The sequence below is a fragment of the Streptomyces gobiensis genome (assembly GCF_021216675.1).
Classification (GTDB): domain Bacteria; phylum Actinomycetota; class Actinomycetes; order Streptomycetales; family Streptomycetaceae; genus Streptomyces; species Streptomyces gobiensis.
In genome coordinates, this window is record NZ_CP086120.1 from 5,133,531 (window position 1) to 5,154,966 (window position 21,436).

Genomic DNA, 21,436 nt, shown 5'->3' on the forward strand with positions numbered 1-21,436 from the left:
GGCGCCTCCAGGAGGTTGCCCCCAGGAGGGCCTCAGGGGTGTGCCCCCGTGCCTTGGGCGCGGGCTCGCGGGCGGGCCCCCGGTGCTGGGCTGAGCCGCCTGCCGTCGCCGCGTAACCCGCACGCGCATGAACAGAATTCACCTGGAGACATACGACATGCCTGAGTCCATGACGATCCGCTGGGATCGCGACGCCGACAACATCGTCACGCTGACCCTCGATGACCCCAATCAGTCCGCCAACACCATGAACGAGGACTTCAAGACCTCGCTCACCGCCATCGCCGACCGGCTGGAGGCCGAGAAGGACTCCATCCGCGGTGTGATCGTCACCTCGGCGAAGAAGACCTTCTTCGCGGGCGGCGATCTGCGACTGCTGATCCAGGCCACACCCGAGCACTCCACCGAGGTCTTCGACAGCGGCATGCGGATCAAGCGCGATCTGCGCCGTATCGAGACCCTCGGCAAGCCCGTCGTCGCCGCCATCAACGGCGCCGCGCTCGGCGGCGGCCTGGAGATCGCGCTGGCCTGTCATCACCGCGTTGCCCTGGACGCCCAGGGTTCCAAGATCGGACTGCCCGAGGCCACCTTGGGCCTGCTGCCCGCGGGTGGTGGCGTCACCCGTACCGTCCGGCTGCTCGGCATCGCCGATGCCCTGCTGAACGTGCTGCTCCAGGGCCAGCAGTACTTCCCCGCCAAGGCGAAGGAGAAGGGCCTGGTCCACGAGGTCGTGGACACCCAGGAGGAGTTGATCGAGCGGGCCCGCGCCTTCATCGACGCCAACCCCGAGGCCCGGCAGCCCTGGGACACCGAGGGGTACAAGATCCCCGGGGGCACCCCGGCGCACCCGAAGTTCGCGGCGAACCTCCCCGCCTTCCCGGCCAACCTCAAGAAGCAGACCGGCGGCGCCGAATATCCGGCGCAGCGCAATATCCTCGCGGCAGCTGTCGAGGGCGCCCAGGTCGACTTTGAGAGCGCCCAGGTCATCGAGGCCCGCTACTTCGTGGAGCTGGTCACCGGCCAGATCTCCAAGAACATGATCCAGGCCTTCTTCTTCGACCTCCAGGCCGTCAACTCGGGTGCCAGCCGCCCGAAGGGCATCCAGGCCCGTACGGCGCACAAGGTCGCCGTCCTCGGAGCGGGCATGATGGGCGCGGGCATCGCCTACTCCTGCGCCAAGGCGGGGATGGAGGTCGTACTCAAGGACGTTTCTCTTGAGGCCGCAGAGAAGGGCAAGGCTTACTCACAGGGGCTGCTGGACAAGGCGCTGGCCAAGGGACGTACAACCCAGGAGAAGCGCGACGCGCTGCTCGCCCGGATCACCCCGACCGCTGATCCGCAGGCCCTGGCGGGCTGTGACGCCGTCATCGAAGCGGTCTTCGAGGATCCCAGCCTCAAGCACAAGGTCTTCCAGGAGATCCAGGACATCGTCGCCCCCGACGCCCTGCTCTGCTCCAACACCTCCACACTGCCCATCACCCTGCTCGCCGAGGGCGTCAAGCGGGAACAGGACTTCATCGGGCTGCACTTCTTCTCACCCGTCGACAAAATGCCCCTGGTCGAGATCATCAAGGGGAAGAAGACCGGAGCGGAAGCGCTGGCCCGCGCCTTCGACCTGGTCCGCCAGATCAAGAAGACCCCGATCGTCGTCAATGACTCCCGGGGCTTCTTCACCTCACGGGTCATCGGTCATTTCCTCACCGAGGGGATGGCCCTGGTCGCCGAGGGCGTTGAACCCGCCTCCGTCGAACAGGCCGCGGCCCAGGCGGGCTACCCGGCCAAGGTGCTCTCCTTGCTGGATGAGCTGAACCTCACCCTGCTGCGTAAGATCCGCAGCGAGGCACAGCAGGCGATCGAGGCCGACGGCGGCACGTGGCCCGAGCATCCGGCGGACCAGGTGCTCGACCGGATGATCGATGAGTTCCAGCGGCCCGGACGTTTCGCCGGAGCGGGCTTCTACGAGTACGAGGACGGCAAGCGCACCCGGCTGTGGCCCGGGCTGCGGGAGCACTTCACCAAGCCGGACACAGAGATCCCGTTTGAGGACATGAAGGAGCGGATGCTCTTCGCCGAAGCTCTGGACACCGTCCGCTGCGTGGAGGAAGGCGTCCTGACCTCGGTCGCCGACGCCAATATCGGCTCCATCATGGGCATTGGCTTCCCACCGTGGACCGGCGGTGTGCTGCAGTACATCAATGGCTACGAGGGCGGCCTGACCGGCTTCGCCGCCCGCGCCCGCGAGCTCCAGGAGCGCTACGGCGACCGCTTCGCCCCGCCCGCGCTGCTCATCGAGAAGGCCGAGAAGGGCGAGACCTTCACCGACGGGTGACGGGCGACCCGTGACGGGCGACGGGCCCAGTCCGCCGGTTCACCGGCCCAGCCGCGGAGCGCGCTCCTTAGGGAACGCGCTCCGCAGCTCCTCCTTCAGCGACCGCTGAAAGGCGGTCAGCAGCGCCTGCACCACCAGCGGCTGCATATGGGCCGACAGCGACTTCATCCGCTCCACCTGCTCCGGGGCCGGTTCCCGCTCCCGGTAGGGCTCCCACACCTCGGCGCGGAAGAGCTGGCTCAGCTCCCGGGCCACCTCCCGGGTGTGCTCCAACACCACCTTCCGGGCGGCCAGGATCGACTCCAGCGACATCGGTACGTCCAGCAGCCGCACCCCCAGAGGCAGCATGCCCGGATCGACCCGGAAGACCGCCGGGTCGTCCGTGCTCTCCAGCACGCTCATCGCGACCAGCCGCTCCAGGTCCTCCTCCGTCAGCTCCCGGCCGCTGCGCCGCGCCAGCTGTTCACGGGTCACCTCATCGGCCGTGTCGGGCATCCAGGAGGCCACCAGGGCGCGATGTATGGCCAGGTCATAGGCGCTGAGGTCTTCCGGGAGCTGCTGCACATAGCGCTCGATGGCGGACAGCGTCATGCCCTGGCTCTGCAGCTCCTCGATAAGCGCCAGCCGGGAGAGGTGGTCGGGCCCGTAGCGGCCGACCCGGCGCGGACCGATCTCGGGCGGCGGCAGCAGCCCACGGGTGCTGTAGAAGCGTACGGTGCGTACGGTGACGCCCGCGCGGGCCGCCAGCTCGTCGACGGTCAGGCTCGCGGCCTCCATCTGCTGGGTCATCTGCGGCGCCCTCTCTCTCGCTCCTTCGTACCAATCGTGTTCAACAGTATTGCTGTCTCACTAGTCCTGTGAAACCTTCTGAGCCGCGCGGACAGCAGTTACGGCATGAGAAACGGCATGAGAAGACGCCCCTCCCGGAGGCCTCCTTGACCACGATCCTGCGACTGCCCGGGAATGACCCGGCTCACCTCACTCTCCCCGCCCTCCTCCTGCGCAACGCCGAGGACCATGGTGGTCTCCCGGCGCTCTCCTGGCGGGCCGCCGACGGCGACGGCTGGACCACCCTCAACTGGGCCGAGACGCGCCAGCGGGTCGCCGAACTCGCCGCCGGATACGCTGCGCTGGGCGTCGAACGGGGCGAGCATGTACTGCTGATGATGGGCAACCGGCCCGAGCACTGGCTCACCGACCTCGCACTGGTCCATCTCGGCGCGGTACCGGTGAGCGTCTACGGCACGGCCGCGCCCGAGCAGGTCGCCCATATCGTCCGGCACAGCCGTGCCCGCTTCGCGGTGATCGAGGGCGCCGCCGAGCTGCCCCGCTGGGAACCGCTGCTGGGCGTGCTGGAACGGCTTGTCGTCGTGGAGCCGGACGCGGTGGGCGACCACACCTCATACGCCGGCGTCCCGCGTCCCCATGACACCGAGGCCTTTGAGAAGGGCTGGCGCCAGACGCGGGCCACCGACCCGCTGACCGTCGTCTACACCTCCGGCACCACCGGTGACCCCAAGGGCGTGGTCATCTCACACCGCAATGTGGTGCTCAACGCCATCGCACTCGACCAGGTGGTGGAGCTGCCCGAGCACGCGGAGCACATCTGCTATCTGCCGTTCGCGCATATCGCCGAGCGGATGCTCGGTATCTATCTGCCGGTTTTCCGCGCCTCGCATGTCCATCTGTGCGCCGATCCGGCCCAGGTCGCGACGGTGGCGAAGGAGCTGCATCCAGCGCAGTTCTTCGGGGTGCCGAGGGTCTGGGAGAAGCTGGCCGCCTCGGTGAAGGCGGCCCTGACCCTGCTGCCCCAGGAGCAGCGCGCGGCCGTCGAACGCGCCGGGGAGGTGGCCCGCGAGTTCGTGAGCCACCGGGAGCGGGGCGAGGAGCCGCCGGGAGAGCTGGCCGCCGCCTACGACCAGGCCAAGTCCCGCGTACTCGATCCGCTGCTGGCCATGGCGGGCTTTGACAAGCTGGTCTGGACAGCGAGCGCGTCGGCGCCGATGCCGCTGGATGTCGTGAGGTTCTGGGCGGGCTTCGGCATCATCATCATGGACGCCTGGGGGCTCACCGAGACCATCGGTGTCGCGACGGCCAACAGCCCCACCGGGTTCCGCCTGGGCTCGGTCGGCCGTCCGCTGGACGGTCTTGAGGTACGTATCGCCGCCGACGGCGAGATCCTGGTACGCGGCGCCACGGTCTTCGACGGCTATCTGCGGGCCGACGGTTCGGTGGCCGCGGCCACCGACGCCGAGGGCTGGTTCCCGACCGGGGACATCGGCAGGCTGGATGACGACGGCTACCTCTGGCTGACCGACCGCAAGAAGGAGATGATCGTCACCTCGACCGGGAAGAACGTATCCCCCGCGCTGGTTGAGAACGCCCTGAAGGAGCACCCGCTGATCGGCCAGGCCCTGGTACACGGTGACGGCCGCTCCTATCTGGTCGCCCTGCTCGTCCTGGACCCGGAGATGGCCCCGGCCTGGGCGGCCCAGCACGGCATCGAGGCGCCACCGGCCGAGCTGGCCGGCCACCCGGCGGTGCACGCAGAGATCGACCGGGCCGTCCGGAGCGCCAACGCCCGCCTCAACCGCACCGAGCAGATCAAGCGCTACCGCCTGCTGGGCGAGGAGTGGGGCCCGCAGACCGGCGAGCTCACGCCCTCGCTGAAGCTGCGCCGCCGGGTGATCCGCGAGAAGTACGGCGAGGTGATCGAGGAGCTTTACGCGGCGGACGGTCCGGCCGAGCCCGCCGGATAGCCGGGCAGCGGGGCCCGCCCGTTCTCCCAGGCGGCCAGGACGGGGTCGACCACACGCCAGCACTCCTCGGCCTCATCGCCTCGGATGGTCAGGCTGGGGTCGCCACGGAAGATATCCAGCAGCAGCCGGGCGTAGGCGGGCAGCCGCTGCGGTGCCAGCTCCAGACCGAGCTGGGCGGACTCCAGCTCAAACGGGTCACCCGCCCCATTGAGGTTGATGGTCGCGTCGATCCGCTCCGGGTCCAGGGAGAGCCGCAGAAGATTCGGCACCGCTCCGCCGGACTGGCCGAACGCCAGATGCGGCACCGGCTTGAAGCGGATGTCGATCGCGGTGCGCGGTTCGCCCAGCGCCTTGCCGGTACGCAGCAGGAACGGCACCCCGGCCCAGCGCCAGTTGTCGACGGCCAGCCGCAGCTCGGCATAGGTCTCGGTTCCCCGGGCGGGGTCGACCCCCGGCTCATCGGTGTAGTCGGGGACCTTGCGCCCCGCCACGGTCCCGGCGGTGTAGCGAGCCCGGACCGCGCCGTCGCCCTCCGCCGCCTCGGCGGCGGAGGGTCCCCGGACGGCTCGGAGCAGTTGCACCTTACGGTCCCGCAGTTCGCGTTCGTGCAGGCTGTGCGGGGGGTCCATGGCGATCAGGCAGAGCAGTTGGAGCAGATGGTTCTGGACCATGTCGCGCAGCGCCCCGGTCTGGTCGTAGTACCCGGCGCGTCCCTCCAGGGTGAGGTCCTCGTCCCAGACGATGTCGACCCGCTCAATATGGCCCGCGTTCCACACGGGTTCGAAGAGCCGGTTGGCGAACCGCAGCCCCAGGATGTTCTGGACCGTCTGCTTGTTGAGGAAGTGGTCGACGCGGAAGACCCGCTCCTCGGCCAGGCACTCGGCGAGCATGCCGTTGAGCTCACGGGCGGACTCCTGGCCCTCGGCGAAGGGCTTTTCGAATACGACGCTGCTGCCCGTCGGCGGCCCGGCTTTGGCCAACGACCGCACCGCGGGCTGGTAGAGACTGGGTGGCAGGGCCAGATAGATGACACAGGGCCCCTCGGCGCGCTCTGTCGCGGCCTTCATCCCATCGGTGTCGGTGACATCGGCTCGGATGTACTCGCATCGCGCGGCGAGCTCCTCCCGGGCTGCCCGGGGCGACTGGGGCGCGTGCTCGTCCAGCGCCGTACGGAGGTGTTCCTTGAACTCCTCGTCGGTCAGCTCCTCCCGGCTGACGCCGCGCATCCGGAACTCGTCCGGCAGCTCCCCGGCGTCGGCGAGCCGGGTCAGGGCCGGGTACAGATAGCGCCCAGCGAGATCACCGGTGGCTCCGCAGAGTACGAGGGTGGTCACGGGATACCTCCATCCGGTCGGGGGTGGTTCAGTCCTCGAACCAGGACTGGGTGGACAGCTCGGGGCGTTTGCCCTGCTCAACCCGGGCGATGGTCTCGGCGCTCGAGATCAGTCCGACATGGCTGAGCCCCTGGGGGAAATTGCCCAGCATTGACCCGTTGACCGGGTCGATCTGCTCGGAGAGCAGGCCCAGCGGGCTGGCGTATGAGCAGACCCGCTCGAAGAGCTCACCCGCCTCATCCATCCGGCACTGCCCGACCAGATTGTCCACCAGCCAGAAGCTGCACAGTACGAAGGCCCCCTCGGGCTCACCGATACCGTCCGCGGTCTCCTCGGGCAGATAGCGGTACAGCAGGCCACCGCCCGCGTCGAGCTGTTTGGCGATCGCGTCGGCGGAGGCCACCATGCGGGGGTGGTCGGCGGCCACCACCCGTCGCAGCGGCAGCGCCAGTACGGAGGCGTCCAGCGCCCCCCTGCCGCCGAGCTGTCCGCCCAGTGCTCCGGACCGCTCGTTCCAGGCGTCGCGGAGGATACGGTCCCTGATCCGCTCGGCCTGTGCCGCCCAGCCCTCTGGGTCTCCCGGCAGTTGGAGGCGGCGGGCCAGCCGCGCCGCCCGGTCCAGCGCGACCTGGCACATCGCCACTGAGTAGGTGAAGGGCTGAGCCTTCGCACGGACCTCCCAGATGCCGTGATCGGGCCGGTCCCAGAGCGTACGCGCCTGTTCGGCCAGCGCCGTCAGCCGCTCCCACAGCGCGGGCCGGATCTCACCGCCGAGGGCGGCCCATTGGAACGCACAGTCGAGGATCTCCCCGAAGACATCGTGCTGCCGCTGCCGGGCGGCGCCGTTCCCCCAGCGCACCGGCACCGAACCCCGGTAGCCGGACAGCTTGCTGTCGATCACCTCCGGCGGTGGCTCCTCGCCCGCGATGTCGTACAGCACACGGGGGATGGGGTGGCGTTCGGTCGCGCTGAGCACCCAGTCCAGAAAGCCGGCGGCCTCGTAGGCGAGGCCGAGCCGCCGTAGCGCGAAGACGGAGAAGGCCGCGTCGCGGATCCAGGAGTAGCGGTAGTCCCAGTTGCGGCTGCCGCCGATGTGCTCCGGAAGCGAGGAGGTGGGAGCGGCCACGATGGCGCCGTTCTCGACATGGTCCAGCAGCTTCAGGGTGATGGCGGAGCGGCGGACCAGGTCCGCCCGCGGCAGATCGTTCTTGACCTCCGCCGCCCAGTCGCGCCAGATCCGCAGGGTCTCCTCGATCCGGTCATCGGCGGCGGGGCCCGGCTCGGGCCCCGCCGCACCATCCCAGTCGAGGATGAGATGCAGCTCCTCGCCCTGCCGCAGTGGCACGGTGGTCTCCGATCCGGTCAGCGGCCGTGAGGCGCGCACCCGCAGGGGCGTGTGTTCCACGCCCTCGCGTGGCCGCACGACCACCCGGAGATCGACATCGCCGTGCGTCACACGGGCCCGGCGCACCAGCGCACCCTCGGCCGCCGGCTCGTCGTGCTGCAGACGTGCCCCGGAGCGCAGCAGGAAGGCATCGGTCACCTCCACCACACCGCTGTCCGTGTGCATCTGTGTCACCAGGACGCCGGTGTCTTTGAGATAGCTCTGGGCGCTGAGCCGCAGCCCAGCCGGGACCAGCCGGAGCTCACCACCGTGCCGCTGGTCAAGGAGCCCGCAGAACAGCGGCGGATCGTCAAAGCGGGGAACGCACATGAAACCCACTGAGCCGTCCCGCCCGATCAGAGCGCAGCCACGGCCGTCCCCGACCAGACCGTGGTCCTCGATCGGCGGGTATCCCTGGTGTGCGGTGAGGGGTCGCGGTGCAGTCATGCGCGCCGGGTACCCGATCCCCGCCGCTCTACGGCTGCCGGGTTTCCGGCCGGCGAGCCGGGCGGCCGCCACGCTGGGACCGCACCCCACCGCGTTGAGTCCTGCTGTGACGGATGATCGACCCGCTACCCGTACGGCGAGGAGTGCTCATGAGGCGGAGGTCGCGGTGGCAGAACATCCAGTGATCGGATATCTCATCTGGGCGGTTCTCTTCGCCGCCCTGTTCATCTGGGAAGGCTTCGGCCTCGCACGGGCCGGCGAGGCCTACCCCACCCTCAGTGACGCCCTGCGCGCGGTGATGCGCTATCCGGTGGCGCGATGGGTGCTGTTCGGGTTGTGGCTGTGGTTCGGCTGGCACACCTTCGTCCGTGGCTGGCACTTCCTGCTCCGGGACCCGCAGTGATGCCCCTCGCGCAGAACATCTCGACCATGCTGGTCGGCTATCTGCTGGTCATGGGAATCCTCGGCCTCGGCCTGCGCATCCTGAGCCGGTACCCGGACGAACGCGGGCGGCTGGCCCGCACCGCGGGCAGAGGCGTGAGTCGGGGCTGGGCCGGGCTGATCCGCCAGGTCGTCGGCACCGCCGTGGGCGGCTACGTGCTGTTGATGATCGTGCTGGTCGGCCACTACTTCGGCATCGCACATCTATTCGGTGTGGCGCACCTGAACGGTCGAGTGGTGGCGAGCGCGGTCACCGGTTGCGCCGTGCTCGTGGCGGTCGTGCTGCCGGTGTTCTTCATCGCGTCATGGCTGGTCGAGTGGCGGCGGCGCGGGCGGGGGCACGGTGCTGGGCGCTAGGGGGTGTCCGGTGGATCTCCGCGGCGTCGCGACGCCTGGCACGCACGCTCGCTGCGTTGTCGTCGGTCGCCAACCAACCAGGTTGGCTTCCTCCTCCGCCTTGCGATCGCACGCACCAGACGCCGCTCCTTCTTCCACGGAGATCCACCGGACACCCCCTAGCTCAGCCCGTAGTCCTGCTGTTCACGGGTGGCCGCAGTGCGCCATGGGCCCCTCCTGTACTGGGAGTTGTAACAAAGTCATTGAGTTAGTCTCTGTGTATCCGCCGCTGTGTGGTTCAGTGGACGGGCGAGCAGGGGAGGGGCCGATGGCCGTGCAGGACAAGAGAGCGAGACCGGACGCGTCGCTGTTCGACCGTGCGCTGGCACCGGCTCCGCCCGAGGACGCGCTGCGGGAGAAGATCCTGGACGCCGCCCGTGAGCAGTTCATGACCTTCGGACTACGCCGCTCGACCGTCGACGATGTGGCCAAGCGGGCCCGGGTGTCCCGGGTGACCGTGTACCGGCGGATCGGCAACAAGGACCAGCTGGTGCAGGAGTGCCTGCTGCGCGAGTACCGCCGCTTTGTGACCGAGGTCGACGAGGCCGTGAGCGCACTGCCGACCATGGAGGAGCGGATGGTGGAGGGCTTTGTGGTTCTCCTGCGGCATATCCGCGACCATCCGCTCATTGGCGGTCTGATGCGGCTGGAGCCAGAGCTGATGCTCCCGTATCTGACCGTTGACAGCGGACCGTCGTTTCTGGCGATGCGCGAGTATCTTGCCGCACGGTTGCGGCACGCCCAGCGGACCGAGGGCAGACCGGACCGTGACCCGACGCCGGTAGCTGAGCTGATGGTGCGGATCACGGTGTCTTTTCTGCTGAACCCGGTCAGCTGCTTCGAGCTGGACGACGACGACCAGTCAAGAACCTTCGTCCGCCGCTACCTGGTCCCCCTACTGGACAGCTGACCCCGCCCACCAGCGCGGGCTTACCGGCCCGCCCCGTTGCTGGGTGCGGCCCCCGCAATCACCCCGCTGCGGGGGTGCCATGGGTGGGTGTCCCCGATTCCCACCCCTTCCCGGAACCGGGGCTCCGCCCCGGGCCCCGGTTGTGTTTCGGATGCGGGTCGTGTTGTGGCCACCCTCCCCCAGCTAACTCCCCCAGACTCCGTCTGGGAGGTGCCCCCAGGAGGTGCCCCCACGCCCCAGCGGAACGACTGCCCACAAACACGGTGGGGGTCTGGGGGCGGCAGCCCCCAGTTACGGGAAGGGGCGGGATAGGGGAAACCCTAGAAGCGGGCGTGCAGGCGGCGGGCCAGCTCGATGGCCCGCGCAGCCCGCTCCCGGGGCGTGGCGAACGACGTGAGATCGGCATACGGGCTGAAGCGGCGCACCGTGATCGCACGGGGCGCCGCGAACGACCGCAGCCCCTCGGCACCGTGGATCCGGCCGTACCCCGACTCACCCGAGCCACCGAAGGGCAGGGACGGCACGGCGGCGAAGCCGAGGACGGAGTTCACCGACACCGCACCGGAGCGCAGCCGCTGGGCGGCCGCCAGACCGGTGCGCCCGGAACCGGTGAAGACCGCCGCCCCCAGCGCGTACGAGGAAGCGTTGGCGCGGTCGACCGCCTCGTCCAGATCGCGCACCGAATTCACCGCCACCACCGGTCCAAAGGTCTCCTCCCGCATGGCGGGGGAGTCCTCGGGGACATCCACCAGCACGATGGGGTGCACATACGGGGCGCGTACCGACTCCGGTCCGCCCAGCGAGGCGTGGGCGCCCGCCGAGACCGCCTCCTTGAGGTGGTACTCGACCGTGCCCGGCTGGGAGGGGAGGGTGAGCGGCCCGTAGTCCGCCTCCCCGTCCGCACCGGTGCGCAGCGACCGGGCCCGCTGGACGATCCGCTCGCACAGCTCCTGGTGCACCGACTCGACGGCGTAGACCCGTTCAACACCCACACAGGTCTGTCCGGCGTTGGCCATCGCGCCCCAGACGATCGCCTCCGCCGCCTCCTCCAGGTCGGCGTCCGCCGCCACCAGGACGGCATCCTTGCCGCCGCCCTCGGCCAGCATCGGGGTCAGCGTCTCGGCGCAGACCGCGGCGACCTTACGGGCGGTGGCGGGCGAGCCGGTGAAGGCGACCTTGTCCGCCCCGGACCGGGCCAGTGCCGACCCGGTGGGGCCCAGCCCGGTCACCGTACGCAGCAGCTCCGCGTGCTCGGGTACCGCCTCGGCGAAGATCCGGGCCAGCAGCAGCCCGGTGCCGGGGGTGAGCTCGGAGGGCTTGAAGACCACACCGTTGCCCGCGGCCAGCGCGTAACCGATCGAGCCCATCGGCGTGAACACCGGATAGTTCCACGGCCCGATCACGCCGATCACCCCCAGCGGGCGGTAGGCGAGCAGCGAGCGCTGGTGGACCGCGAGCAGGCCGGAGGGCACGCGCCTGCGGCCCAGCACCCGACGGGCGTTGCGCGCGGCCCAGTCCAGATGCACTACGGCCAGCAGCACTTCAGCCCGTGCGTCGGGCAGGGGCTTGCCGGTCTCGTCGGCGATCATCCCGGCCACCTCATCGGTCCGCCGGGCCAGGGCGCGCTTCCAGGCCAGCAGCGCGGCACGCCGCCCGGACCAGCCCTTCGCCGCCCAGCCGGCGGTGGCGGTGCGGGCCTGGTCAACGGCCGCCTGGACCTCCCGGGCCCCGAACGCCCGGTATTCGCCGAGCTGTTCACCGGTACCGGGCGAGAAGCTGGCGAAGGTCTCTGCGGGTTCTGCGGGTTCTGCGGGTTCGGCCGGTTCTGCTGCTTCTGCGGTCATGCGGGCTCCTCGCAGGGAAGTGGCTTCAGCGGACGGTTGTGGGCCCAGGCCGGACCGAGGTCGTCCAGGGTGTAGCCGAAGGGGTACGACCTGGCCTTGACCGGCGACGGGCACCACTTCGGGCGGGCCGGTCCGAGTCGTACCAGGGTGGAACGGGTACGGATGGTGCCCTCGGCCAGCTTCCGTACCCACTCTGGCTGGAGCGGGAAACCGAGGGCGCGCAGCAGGGGCTCATCCAGCAGGGCGAGCGAGAGCCGGGCGGCCAGCGGGCGCAGCGGCGCCGGATACCAGCTGGCCATGGTCCGGAAGGTCGCGGTGGCCACCCGGCGGTTGGCCGGATCGTAGGCGAACATCTCCGCCTCGTAGTCATCGAGCAGCTTCTCGAATCCGGCGTAGTCGCGCGGCGCGCCCTCGATGCCCATCATCTCGGCCAGCCGATGGCCGACCAGGGCGAGCGTACGCACCTCGTTGGTGCACAGCGGGCGCCAGCCGAACCGGTCGATCCACCGTTTGGGGCCGACGACCGTGGTGGCGAGAACATATAGATAGTCCTCGTTGGGAATCTGGTACTTCCCGTGAATCCGGTTGAGATGGCGGGCGGCGGCCTTGGCGCGCTCGGAGTGGAAGCCCTCGGCGGCCATCTCATGACCGATCAGCACGGTGTCGTCGTAGCGCTTCTGCCCCGCCTTCTCAAATTCCTGGGTGCGGTCCAGAAGCCGGGAGATCCGGGGCACGCCATAGTCGCGCAGAAAGGCGATGCTCACTCCCTGGGCGTAGTCCCAGGGGAATTCATAGCGGGTGATCCACTGGAAGATCTGGTCGAGGTCGCGCTCCGGATCCATCTGGCGGATCTTCCTCAGGCGGCTGTAGCGGCCCATACGGCTCTGCTCTCCTCTCTCAGGGGTCGATCCGGGTCTTCAGATCGCGGTAGCGCACATCTGCGGTATCGACAAGAACCTGACCCGCCTCAACCGGCTCCAGGCTCAGCTTCGGCAGCCGCACGGCGACCGGCAGATTGGCCGGGATGACGTCCGCGCCGATACAGATACGCGGGGTCTTCACCTTGAGTCCCGGGATTTCGATGGAGCCGCGCAGATAGGTCGCGTAGACATCGACATCGCGGATGTCCAGCTGCACATCGAGTACGTGTCTGCGGCCGCGTGGGGCGTCGAGTTCAAGGTGATAGTCCGTGGCGACGATCCGTTTGGCGTGCACCCAGAGCACCTTGATCCGGCCCTCCGCGGTCTTCAGGTAGGTGCTGCCGTGGATGATCGCGTCGGTCGCCTCCAGCCGGGTGGCGTTCACCCGAGGGTGCCGGGGGCTGACCGGGTAGGTGGCACGGGGTCGGCCGGGCTGTCTGCCGAGGACAATGGGGGGCTTGAGCGCGCTGAGGTCATCGGGCTCCCCGATCTCACCCGGATCGGCGTTGTCCAGGTCACCGGTGTCGATCCCGGTGAGGCAGGGCAGGCCCACCATGGGCCCCTTGAGCCCCGGCTCCTTCGCAGGGCGCGGCGGAGTGCCCGGGCGGTCATCGGAGCCGCTTCCCGTAGCGCACTCCTGGGCGGGCTTGTCCCAGGGGAAGAGCGGAATACCGGTCAGCGGCCAGGTCGGCACGGGCTCATCGCACCGCTCGACGGCGCTGGCCCGCTGCTGGGGCAGGGCCACGGTCAGGGTCGCCGTCAGGACTACCGGCATCGCGAGGCTGAGGGCGGGCCGCCCATACGCACGGCGACCCTCACCCGCTTTTGGGGCGGCCACCTCCCCAACAGGCGTACTCTCCTGCGGCTCTTCCGACGCGGGCGGATCAGGCATCCAGCCAAAGGCCATCGAGGAGCCGAACAGCCCCAGCCCCACCCCGATGCCCAGACCGCCCAGATTGGTTGTGGCCAGGGAGGTCAGTGAGGCGATCGCGGTGACCACCGAGATGAACATCCGCTGGTGCGGTGCGAAGACAAAGAAGAGCCCGCCCGCGATCAGCACCAGACCTATGGCGACCGCCGATATCGCGCCGACGCCGACGCGGAGCATCAGCGGCAGCGGCGCGAACGGAAGGAAGATCAGCCACAGCCCCGCGCAGCTGGTCCAGACCCCGGCCCAGAACGGGCGCCGCCGACGCCAGTGCCGCAGCGGACGGCGCACCCCGGGGAGGGGCAGGATCCGGTCGAGCCAGGCACCGGTCTCCTTGGCGAGCTCGCCGAGGAAGCCGAAGACGAAAGTGAACATGGCGACGCCTCCCGGGGCTCAGTAGCACTCGGTGCCGTCTCGGTGCAGCGCGATGTCCACCTTGCTGAGGGTCAGCGAGCCGCCGTTGGTGGCCCAGGCGGTGCTCCGTACATCGCGGGCGACGGCGGTGTCGGCCTGGACCCCGAAGAGTCCGGGCGGCCCGGTGACGCCGGGTGCCTTGGTCAGCGTGGCGGCGTCCCGCCCGGCCTCCACACCGGTGACCCGGCCGCCGCTGCTGGTCAGCGCGTCCGCGTTCACGACGATGTTCTCGCCCTTGACCGGCTTCTGATCGCCGGACTTCACCAGCAGGGACACCTCGCCGACCAGCGGGAGCTTCTGCTGCATCGACAGACAGACCCCCTTCGCCGTACCGGACTTGATCCCGGCGAGCAGCACCGCCTCGCCCCCCTTGCCGTCCTTCTTCCCGACCGCGGCGGGGAAGCTGGAGATGCCCTCTCCGGTGATCTCGTCGGCGGACACCTTGAAGTTCTTCCCGGAGACGGCGAAGGAGGCCGCCATCGCACCCTGGGCGATGGCGATGACGACGGCGCCCACACAGGCGACGCCCGGCACGAACATGACGGCGGATCTCTTCCAGTGCGTACGGCCCGTACCGGCCGTAGCTCTGCTGCTCTCGGTGGTCGTGGTCATGGCGAAGACCTCTTCCCGTCGCGGCCCAAGAATCAAAGTTACAAAGACTATTGACTTGTTTCATGAGCCGCGTCAACACTGCTGACGCGGATTCAAAAAGGAGGCCGAATGACGACCGAGACCATCCCGGACCACATACGGGCTCCCCAACGCGGCGGTCTGGCCTGGCGGTTCTTCGGCGACACCCGCTGCATGCTGGTGTCCCCGCAGCTCTTGCTCCTCCAGGTCGCCCACCCCGTCGTCGGCGCCGGGGTGGCGCAGCACTCAAACTTCCGCGCCGAGCCCTGGCCCAGGCTGTGGCGCACCCTGCTCTCCCTCTCCACCGTCGTATACGGCGGTCAGCGCGCCGCCGAGGCCGAGGCGAAGCGACTGGTCGAGGTGCACCGGACCATGAAGGGCGTGGACGACCGGGGCCGTCGCTACCACGCCCTCAACCCGGAGGCGTACCACTGGGTGCACGCCACCCTCGTCAAGGGCGCCGTCGACGCCCACCAGCTCTTCGGCACCCCCATGACCGAGCAGCAACGTGAGGGCTACTACCGGGAGATGCGGAACGTCGGGCGGATCTGGGGCCTGGGGGACCACCATCTGCCGGAGGACTGGGCCGCGTTCAGCACGTACTACGACACGATGGTCGATGCGCGCCTGGAGCTGAACCAGTCCGTGCGCGATGTACTCGATGAGCTGAAGCGGCCGCAGAAGCCACCGGTGTGGTGGGTGCCGAACCTGCTGTGGCGGCCTTTCGCCGCCATCGCCTCGCACTATGCGCTACTGGTCACCATCGGCGGTCTGCCGCCCGTGCTGCGTGCGCGCTTCGGGCTCGACTGGACGCCGAAGCAGCAGCGTAAGCTCCGCCGCTTCGCCCGGCTCACCCGCTTCCTGATGGCCCTGGTGCCGCCACCGCTGCGGATCGCCCTGGCGCTCTTCGTCGCCTACTGGTCCACCCACAAGCCGGGGACCGATCCCCGCACGCGGCGGCCGCTGGGGGCATCATGAAGAGTACGGAAGGGGTGAACACCATGACAGAGCAGCCGCACCGCGCCGCCCCCGAGCCACCGCCCCCGGGCGGGGTGCTGTGGTCGCTGGCCGGTGATGTGCGGATGCTTCTCTCCCTGCCCGCCGCACTCACCATGCAGGTCGCCCACCCGGCCATCGGCGCCGGAGTCGACGATTACTCCGTCTTCCGTACGGACCCCTGGGGCCGCGGTGAGCGGTCCCTGCGCAGCCTGCAGCTGTGGGTGTACGGCGGTGAGCAGGCTGCCGAGGAGGGGCGGCGGCTGCGGCAGCTGCACAAGACCATCCAGGGCACCGACGCCCATGGCCGCCGCTACCACGCCCTGGACCCGGCGTACTACTCCTGGGTACACGCCACCGGCTACCCGGTCTACCGCCATGCGCAGAAATACCTCGGACGCCCCTTCAGCGCGGCTGAGGAACGGCAGCTCTACGCCGAATGGCTCCAGGTCGGCCGGATCCTCGGCATCCAGGACCGCGATATGCCGCAGACCATCGAGGAGTTCTGGCCCTACTACGACAAGATTCTCGCCGAAGAGCTGGAGAAGACCGTCGTCGTACGGGAGCTGATCGCCCTCGACCGCCCCATTCCGCCCCTCGACCGCGGCCCGCTGCCGGTCCGGCTGCTGCTGCGGGCGCTGTGGCCCGTACTGCTGCCGGGGTTTGTGCGCTTCCGGCGGTTTCTGACTCTCGGGCTGATGCCACCGGAAGCCCGGGCCGCGATCGGTCTGGAGTGGACGCCGAAGCAGGAGCGGCGGCTGCGCCGCTTCGGCCTGTTCGTCCGGGTCGTCGCGCCGATGCTGCCCGAGCGGCTGCGCTATCTGCCCATCGCCCGTGCGGCGCGGCGGCGCGCCCGCGCCGCACGGGGTTGAGCGGATGCGTTGCTGGGCGGATGCGTGCTGGGCGGATCAGTGCTGATGAATACCGTTGGTCGCCTGGATCTTCTTCCAGGACTTGGGCTGCGTGGGCGGTGTGCTCTGCGCGGGCTGCGCGGATGACGCCTTCGCACCGGGTGCCTTCGCGCCGGGCGCCTTCGCCGGAGAACCCGGCTTGGCCGCCGTATACAGCCAGGTGCGGAAGAGCTTCCCGAGTTTCTTCCCGGAGACCGACTCGGCGTAGCGGATGAAGTCCCGCACCGAGGCGTCACCATCGGCGTGCTCAGCGGGCCAGCCCTTCAGAATGGCGAAGAAGTCCTCGTCACCGATCCTGTTGCGCAGCGCCTGGATGGCGAGCGCGCCCCGGTCGTAGACCGCCAGATGGAACTGGTTCTCCGGGCCGGGATCGCCCGGCTTCACCTTCCAGAACGGGTCATCGGCCGGACGCGAGGCGTAGACATAGTCGGCGAGCTCCTGCGCGGTGCCCTCGCCCTCCTCCTCGGACCAGAGCCACTGGCTGTAGCGGGCGAAACCCTCGTTGATCCAGATGTCCTTCCACTGGCTCACCGAGACGCTGTCGCCGAACCACTGGTGCGCCTGCTCATGCACCACGACCGAGGTATTGGACCCCCGGGCGAAGTTCCGCGGGCTGTAGAAGGGCCGGGTCTGAGTCTCCAGCGCGAAGCCGGTGTCCGTATTCGGGACGTAGCCGCCCAGCGCGCTGAAGGGGTACGGGCCGAAGTAGCCCTCCAGCCACTCGGTGATCTCCGGCGTGCGCTCGACGCTGGCCCGGGCGGCGCCCGCGTGTTTTCCCAGGTCCTTGCTGTAGGCGTTGAGCACCGGCAGCCCGCTGGCCGTCGTATCGGTGGTGATGTCGAACTTGCCCACGGCGAGCGTGGCCAGATAGGTGGCCTGCGGCTTGTCGGAGCGCCAGGCGAAGCGGGTCCAGCCCGCCCGGGACGTCTGCGACGTCAGCACCCCATTGCTGATCGCCTGGGTGCCGTCGGGCACCGCCACGCTCACATCGTAAGTGGCCTTGTCTGTCGGGTGGTCATTGCTCGGGAACCACCACCAGGCCGCTTCCGGCTCCCCTGACGCGACCCCGCCGTCCGGAGTGCGGTGCCAGGACGTACCGCCGTGCACCTTGACGGTGGAGGGGGTGCCGGAGTAGCGCACCACTATGGTGATCCGCTGGTCCTTGGCGAGGGGTTCGGCCGGGGTCACCTCCAGCTCGTGAGCACCGGAGGTGGCGAAGGTGGCGGGCCGGTTGTTGACCCGGATCTCGCTGACCTCTAACGCGAAGTCCAGATTGAAGCGGGACAGCGCCTCAGTGGTGGTGGCGAGTATGGTCGCCGTGCCGCCCAGCCGGTCCGTCTCCGGCTGGTACTTCAGACGCAGATCGTAGTGCGAGACGTCGTAGCCGCCATTGCCGTACTCCGGATAGTAGGGATCGCCTACCCCAGGCGCGCCGGGAGCGGGCTGGGCCGCGAATGCCGGGATCGCCAGCAGCAGAGAAGCGGCCACCGCGCCCGGGACGATCAGTCTGTGACGCACGAGTCCTCCAACGTGCTCGATGCAAGGGTCCCCTGGAGCCTAGGCCGGTTACCCGAGCGCGTCCTGAGAATTACGGCCATTCATGTGATTGCCAGCTGTCCGGATTACCGGCATGGGTCATGGCGTAACGGGCGGCCGCCGCACTACGGTTGGCGCATGGATCTCGAACCCGCTGTCGCGCTGGTCTCCACTGTCGCGGGCAGTGCCGCGACAGCGGCGGGCGGCGCCGCCTGGCAGTCCCTGGTCGGCCTCTTCCGCCGGGCCACCGGCCGGGCCGGGGTGGGGCCGGTCGACCCGGGTGACGAAGCGGCCGTGCGCGTCCTGGCCGGGCAGATCATCGACCGCGCCCGCAGCGACGCGGAGTTCGGTGCGCGGCTGCGCCAGTGGGCCGAGGAGCACGGCGGCGAGGTGCGTAACACCATCTCCGGCGATGCGAAGATCGAGGGCCCGGTGATCCAGGCCCGCGATATCCACGGCGGCATCAACCTCGGCTGAGGCCACCGGGACCATGAGCGCATCGCTCATGGGGGTGACGCTATCCGGAATGACCCATGCCGGGCACGGAAACGGTCCGACGTGGGGATACTCAGACCGTGTCTAAGTATCCCGCCTACGCCACATTTGGCCTCGCACCGGCGATGCGCACCGGTGGCGTGCTGCCCGGTGGCGCCTATCAAACGCACCGGGAATTCCTGGACTTCATCGTTGACGGCAGGCCCCTGCTGCTGCGCCTCGATGATGTGGACGCCGTCTCCCCGCTCGCCGCCGACCTTGGGCCGACCGTCTTCACCACCCATGTGCGGCGGCTGCTGACGGAATCGGAGGCCCCGCTGAGCGGCGGGCGCTACGTCATATACGGCTGCCCCGAGTGCGAGGGGCTGGACTGCGGGGCGGTCACCGCGGTGATCGAGCGGAAAGGGGAGCGTGGCGCGCCGGACGAGGCCATCGTATGGCGGGACTTCGCCTGGCAGACCGGTGAGGCCGCCGATCTGGCCCGCGACGGCTATCCCGGGATCGGGCCGTTCCATTTCCGGGCCGAGGAGTACCGCGCTGTGCTGGAGCGCCTGATCGCCGCGGGCGAGCCGGAGCCCGCGCCACGGCGGGTGCTGCTGGTGGGGCAGCGGGCGGCGGTGCTGCAGAAGCTGGCCGCGGCGCTGCGCGGCATCGGCATCGGCGCGGAGATCTCCCGGGACGCGGCCGGGGCGCACGCCGATGAGCTGCGGACCTACGGCGCGGTCGCCTTCGGCCAGGCCGTCAGCGAGGAGGAACGGTCGGCGGTACGGGCCGCGTTCGCGGCCGCCGGAGTGGAGGTGCCGTACGTCGACGGGCTGGCCCCGGTCATTCCGGTACTGGTCGCCCAGATAGAGCAGGCCCTGGACCGAGGCCCGGCCGAGCAGCGCCGACTGACCGCCCTGCGCGCCCAGGACGGCGCGGTAACCCTGGAAGTGGCCGCGGCCTGCGGAGTCCGGCTCACCCTCCACCGGCTGGACCGGCTCTACCGCACCCACACCCACGAGCTCCTGGACACCCTCCTGGCCCCGGGCACCCACCGGATCACCCTGCACCGCAGGGCCACCCCGGGGAGGTCCTACGTAGTAGCCCGCACCACAGGCAGCGTGCTGGTCACCCCCGTCATCGGGTAATCGGAGGATGCTTCCACCTTTAGGCGGGGGAGAAGATGGCCTCTCCAACCAACGGCGAGGGCCCAGCACAAGGCCGTACGCCGTAGGGGAGTGGCCCGCAAAGGATTTACTGCCCCACTTGTCGTGTGCTGTGCTACCGCCATGGTCGACACCACGGCACACCCCACCGTTCCGCTCCGGCCGATGACGGTCCCCGCTCACGAGGCGGCCGACCGCAGCCGGGCCTTCCATGAGGTGATGGCGCAGCGCCGCACCGTCCGCGACTTCGACTCCCGGCCGATCCCCGAAGAGGCGCTGGAATGGGCCATCCGCACCGCCGCCACCGCACCCAGCGGAGCCCACGTTCAGCCCTGGCGCTTTGTCGTGCTCACCGACCCCGAGCGCAAGCGGCGGTTGCGCGAGGCCGCCGAGGCCGAGGAACGGGAGTTCTACGGCCGCCGTGCCTCCGAGGAGTGGCTGACCGCGCTCGCCCCGCTCGGCACGGACTGGCGCAAGCCATTCCTGGAAATCGCGCCCGCCGTAATCATCGTCTTCGAGGTCCACAAGGGCCCCGAGACCCCGCGCCCCTACTACACCAAAGAGTCAGTGGGCATCGCCGTCGGCCTGCTCCTGGCATCCCTGCACCAAGCGGGCCTGGCGACGCTGACCCACACGCCCAGCCCCATGCGCTTCCTCAACGACATCTGCGACCGCCCCTCCGAGGAGCGCGCCGCCTACGTCATCCCGGTCGGCTATCCGGCCCCGGACGCCCACGTCCCCGACCTGCAACGCAAGGACCTGGATGAGGTGATGATCCGCCTCTGAGCGGCACTGGCTTTGCTACGGATATCAGCCTCAGCTGTGAGCCACTACCGAAACCACGATCAACCTGCCGTACATCACGGCGTCCGCCGCGCGTCCCACCGGCGCCGCGCGAGACAGGCCGTCGTGACTGCTTCGGCTGAGGCGGTCTTGCGACTGTATGGGATGGTGTGCCCAGAATTCCTCGGGACCGGGGGCTAACAGCCGGGAACGGTTGTGAGCGGGGCTAGTTGGGCCACAGCGCTGTAAGGGGGGACCGTGTCGAGAGGTGAGGACCTGACGGCCGGCGGACTGCTCATGGCGGAGTATGAGGTGATCAAGGGGGAACAGCGGGCGCGTATCGGGTTTCGCGACAACCTCCTCTACGCCACGCTCGCCTCCATGGCCGCGGTCATCGCCGTCACCCTGCAGGCCAACCACCGCGTCGAGTTACTGCTGTTGCTGCCGCCAGTCTCAGTGCTGCTCGGATGGACCTATCTGGTCAATGACGAAAAGATCTCGGCCATAGGCCGCTATGTGCGTGAGGAGTTGGCCCCGCAACTCGCAGCTCTGACCCATGGCCAGAACCAAGTGCCGGTCTTTGGCTGGGAGGTGGCCCACCGCAGCGATCGACGCAGAATGTCGCGCAAGTGGCTGCAACTCGCCGTGGATCTGCTCACCTTCTGCGCATCACCGGCGGCCGCCGTCGTTGTGTACTGGGCAGCGGGGCAGGTGCGGGCACCGCTGCTCGTCCTGTCGCTGGTCGAGCTGGCGGCGATCGCGGTGTTGGGTGCGCAGATAGTGCTTTACGCGGATCTGAAGAGCTCGCGAGCGGCACCCCCCGGGTAGCCG

19 protein-coding genes are annotated in these 21,436 nt (G+C 69.4%); 11 read left to right on the plus strand and 8 right to left on the minus strand.

What is annotated here, in order from left to right; genetic code table 11:
- Positions 1 to 157 precede the first annotated feature (157 nt).
- Positions 158 to 2,329 (plus strand): 3-hydroxyacyl-CoA dehydrogenase NAD-binding domain-containing protein, encoded by a 2,172-nt coding sequence (locus test1122_RS23845; RefSeq protein WP_232272050.1) that lies wholly within the window; start codon positions 158 to 160, stop codon positions 2,327 to 2,329.
- A gap of 39 nt (positions 2,330 to 2,368) precedes the next feature.
- Here the strand turns inward: test1122_RS23845 and test1122_RS23850 are convergent, their stop codons facing one another.
- On the minus strand, positions 2,369 to 3,118 hold the full coding sequence (locus test1122_RS23850) for a MerR family transcriptional regulator (RefSeq protein ID WP_232271223.1): 750 nt from the start codon (positions 3,116 to 3,118) through the stop codon (positions 2,369 to 2,371).
- Positions 3,119 to 3,264: 146 nt separating this feature from the next.
- On the opposite strand from test1122_RS23850, the gene test1122_RS23855 reads away from it, so the two are divergent.
- On the plus strand, positions 3,265 to 5,088 hold the full coding sequence (locus test1122_RS23855) for an AMP-dependent synthetase/ligase (protein ID WP_232271224.1): 1,824 nt from the start codon (positions 3,265 to 3,267) through the stop codon (positions 5,086 to 5,088).
- Here the strand turns inward: test1122_RS23855 and test1122_RS23860 are convergent.
- Both test1122_RS23860 and test1122_RS23865 read right to left on the minus strand, forming a co-directional pair.
- The gene (locus test1122_RS23860) at positions 5,052 to 6,422 is read right to left on the minus strand and encodes a glucose-6-phosphate dehydrogenase (RefSeq protein ID WP_232271225.1); all 1,371 of its coding nucleotides are present in this window, start codon (positions 6,420 to 6,422) and stop codon (positions 5,052 to 5,054) included. The two genes, test1122_RS23855 and test1122_RS23860, sit on opposite strands and share 37 nt — an antisense overlap.
- 28 nt (positions 6,423 to 6,450) lie before the next feature.
- A complete protein-coding gene (locus test1122_RS23865) occupies positions 6,451 to 8,253 on the minus strand; it encodes a glycoside hydrolase family 15 protein (RefSeq protein WP_232271226.1) in 1,803 nt (600 codons plus the stop codon).
- A gap of 166 nt (positions 8,254 to 8,419) precedes the next feature.
- Here test1122_RS23865 and test1122_RS23870 point away from each other — a divergent pair, with 166 nt between their 5' ends.
- From test1122_RS23870 to test1122_RS23880, 3 genes are all read left to right on the plus strand, one after another.
- Positions 8,420 to 8,656 (plus strand): DUF6186 family protein, encoded by a 237-nt coding sequence (locus test1122_RS23870; RefSeq protein WP_232271227.1) that lies wholly within the window; start codon positions 8,420 to 8,422, stop codon positions 8,654 to 8,656.
- Positions 8,656 to 9,051, plus strand: coding sequence for a DUF6256 family protein (locus test1122_RS23875; protein ID WP_232271228.1), 396 nt, complete (start codon positions 8,656 to 8,658; stop codon positions 9,049 to 9,051). The genes test1122_RS23870 and test1122_RS23875 overlap by 1 nt, the downstream gene beginning before the upstream one ends.
- 307 nt (positions 9,052 to 9,358) lie before the next feature.
- Positions 9,359 to 10,000, plus strand: coding sequence for a TetR/AcrR family transcriptional regulator (locus tag test1122_RS23880; RefSeq protein ID WP_232271229.1), 642 nt, complete (start codon positions 9,359 to 9,361; stop codon positions 9,998 to 10,000).
- 320 nt (positions 10,001 to 10,320) lie between these two features.
- On the opposite strand, the gene test1122_RS23885 is transcribed toward test1122_RS23880, so the two are convergent.
- From test1122_RS23885 to test1122_RS23900, 4 genes are read right to left on the minus strand one after another with little or no spacing between them, the layout of a single operon-like run.
- Positions 10,321 to 11,844: an aldehyde dehydrogenase family protein gene (locus tag test1122_RS23885; protein WP_232271230.1), complete on the minus strand. Its 1,524-nt coding sequence runs from the start codon at positions 11,842 to 11,844 to the stop codon at positions 10,321 to 10,323.
- Positions 11,841 to 12,722 carry an oxygenase MpaB family protein gene (locus test1122_RS23890; protein ID WP_232271231.1) on the minus strand — a complete coding sequence of 294 codons (882 nt, stop codon included), beginning with the start codon at positions 12,720 to 12,722 and terminating at the stop codon, positions 11,841 to 11,843. Before test1122_RS23890 ends, test1122_RS23885 begins: the two co-directional genes overlap by 4 nt.
- Before the next feature lie 19 nt (positions 12,723 to 12,741).
- Positions 12,742 to 14,067, minus strand: coding sequence for a DUF6114 domain-containing protein (locus test1122_RS23895; RefSeq protein ID WP_232271232.1), 1,326 nt, complete (start codon positions 14,065 to 14,067; stop codon positions 12,742 to 12,744).
- 18 nt (positions 14,068 to 14,085) lie between these two features.
- The gene (locus test1122_RS23900; RefSeq protein WP_232271233.1) at positions 14,086 to 14,718 is read right to left on the minus strand and encodes a DUF6230 family protein; all 633 of its coding nucleotides are present in this window, start codon (positions 14,716 to 14,718) and stop codon (positions 14,086 to 14,088) included.
- Positions 14,719 to 14,826: 108 nt separating this feature from the next.
- Here test1122_RS23900 and test1122_RS23905 point away from each other — a divergent pair, with 108 nt between their 5' ends.
- Positions 14,827 to 15,714 carry an oxygenase MpaB family protein gene (locus test1122_RS23905; protein ID WP_232271234.1) on the plus strand — a complete coding sequence of 296 codons (888 nt, stop codon included), beginning with the start codon at positions 14,827 to 14,829 and terminating at the stop codon, positions 15,712 to 15,714.
- Positions 15,715 to 15,737: 23 nt separating this feature from the next.
- Positions 15,738 to 16,604 (plus strand): oxygenase MpaB family protein, encoded by an 867-nt coding sequence (locus test1122_RS23910; RefSeq protein ID WP_232271235.1) that lies wholly within the window; start codon positions 15,738 to 15,740, stop codon positions 16,602 to 16,604.
- A 36-nt stretch (positions 16,605 to 16,640) separates the two neighbouring features.
- On the opposite strand, the gene test1122_RS23915 is transcribed toward test1122_RS23910, so the two are convergent.
- Entirely contained in the window at positions 16,641 to 18,161 is a 1,521-nt protein-coding gene (locus test1122_RS23915; RefSeq protein WP_232271236.1) for a M1 family metallopeptidase, read from the minus strand.
- Positions 18,162 to 18,317: 156 nt separating this feature from the next.
- On the opposite strand from test1122_RS23915, the gene test1122_RS23920 reads away from it, so the two are divergent.
- The 4 genes from test1122_RS23920 to test1122_RS23935 all read left to right on the plus strand — a co-directional run bounded on the left by test1122_RS23920 (position 18,318) and on the right by test1122_RS23935 (position 21,433).
- Positions 18,318 to 18,656: a hypothetical protein gene (locus test1122_RS23920; protein WP_232271237.1), complete on the plus strand. Its 339-nt coding sequence runs from the start codon at positions 18,318 to 18,320 to the stop codon at positions 18,654 to 18,656.
- Between the two features lie 143 nt (positions 18,657 to 18,799).
- Positions 18,800 to 19,804: an oxidoreductase gene (locus tag test1122_RS23925; protein WP_232272051.1), complete on the plus strand. Its 1,005-nt coding sequence runs from the start codon at positions 18,800 to 18,802 to the stop codon at positions 19,802 to 19,804.
- Positions 19,805 to 19,945: 141 nt separating this feature from the next.
- Positions 19,946 to 20,608: a nitroreductase family protein gene (locus tag test1122_RS23930; RefSeq protein ID WP_232271238.1), complete on the plus strand. Its 663-nt coding sequence runs from the start codon at positions 19,946 to 19,948 to the stop codon at positions 20,606 to 20,608.
- Positions 20,609 to 20,902: 294 nt separating this feature from the next.
- The gene (locus tag test1122_RS23935) at positions 20,903 to 21,433 is read left to right on the plus strand and encodes a hypothetical protein (RefSeq protein ID WP_232272052.1); all 531 of its coding nucleotides are present in this window, start codon (positions 20,903 to 20,905) and stop codon (positions 21,431 to 21,433) included.
- Positions 21,434 to 21,436: the final 3 nt, after the last annotated feature.

Bases quoted from the DNA above. Each gene is read 5' to 3' on its own strand.
- test1122_RS23910 (WP_232271235.1), top strand. From the start codon at position 15,738: ATGACAGAGCAGCCGCACCGCGCCGCCCCCGAGCCACCGCCCCCGGGC.
- test1122_RS23850 (WP_232271223.1), bottom strand. From the start codon at position 3,118: ATGACCCAGCAGATGGAGGCCGCGAGCCTGACCGTCGACGAGCTGGCG.
- test1122_RS23905 (WP_232271234.1), top strand. From the start codon at position 14,827: ATGACGACCGAGACCATCCCGGACCACATACGGGCTCCCCAACGCGGC.
- test1122_RS23875 (WP_232271228.1), top strand. From the start codon at position 8,656: ATGCCCCTCGCGCAGAACATCTCGACCATGCTGGTCGGCTATCTGCTG.
- test1122_RS23900 (WP_232271233.1), bottom strand. From the start codon at position 14,718: ATGACCACGACCACCGAGAGCAGCAGAGCTACGGCCGGTACGGGCCGT.
- test1122_RS23920 (WP_232271237.1), top strand. From the start codon at position 18,318: ATGGATCTCGAACCCGCTGTCGCGCTGGTCTCCACTGTCGCGGGCAGT.
- test1122_RS23925 (WP_232272051.1), top strand. From the start codon at position 18,800: ATGCGCACCGGTGGCGTGCTGCCCGGTGGCGCCTATCAAACGCACCGG.
- test1122_RS23895 (WP_232271232.1), bottom strand. From the start codon at position 14,067: ATGTTCACTTTCGTCTTCGGCTTCCTCGGCGAGCTCGCCAAGGAGACC.
- test1122_RS23890 (WP_232271231.1), bottom strand. From the start codon at position 12,722: ATGGGCCGCTACAGCCGCCTGAGGAAGATCCGCCAGATGGATCCGGAG.
- test1122_RS23845 (WP_232272050.1), top strand. From the start codon at position 158: ATGCCTGAGTCCATGACGATCCGCTGGGATCGCGACGCCGACAACATC.
- test1122_RS23930 (WP_232271238.1), top strand. From the start codon at position 19,946: ATGGTCGACACCACGGCACACCCCACCGTTCCGCTCCGGCCGATGACG.
- test1122_RS23885 (WP_232271230.1), bottom strand. From the start codon at position 11,844: ATGACCGCAGAAGCAGCAGAACCGGCCGAACCCGCAGAACCCGCAGAA.
- test1122_RS23935 (WP_232272052.1), top strand. From the start codon at position 20,903: ATGGCGGAGTATGAGGTGATCAAGGGGGAACAGCGGGCGCGTATCGGG.
- test1122_RS23880 (WP_232271229.1), top strand. From the start codon at position 9,359: ATGGCCGTGCAGGACAAGAGAGCGAGACCGGACGCGTCGCTGTTCGAC.
- test1122_RS23865 (WP_232271226.1), bottom strand. From the start codon at position 8,253: ATGACTGCACCGCGACCCCTCACCGCACACCAGGGATACCCGCCGATC.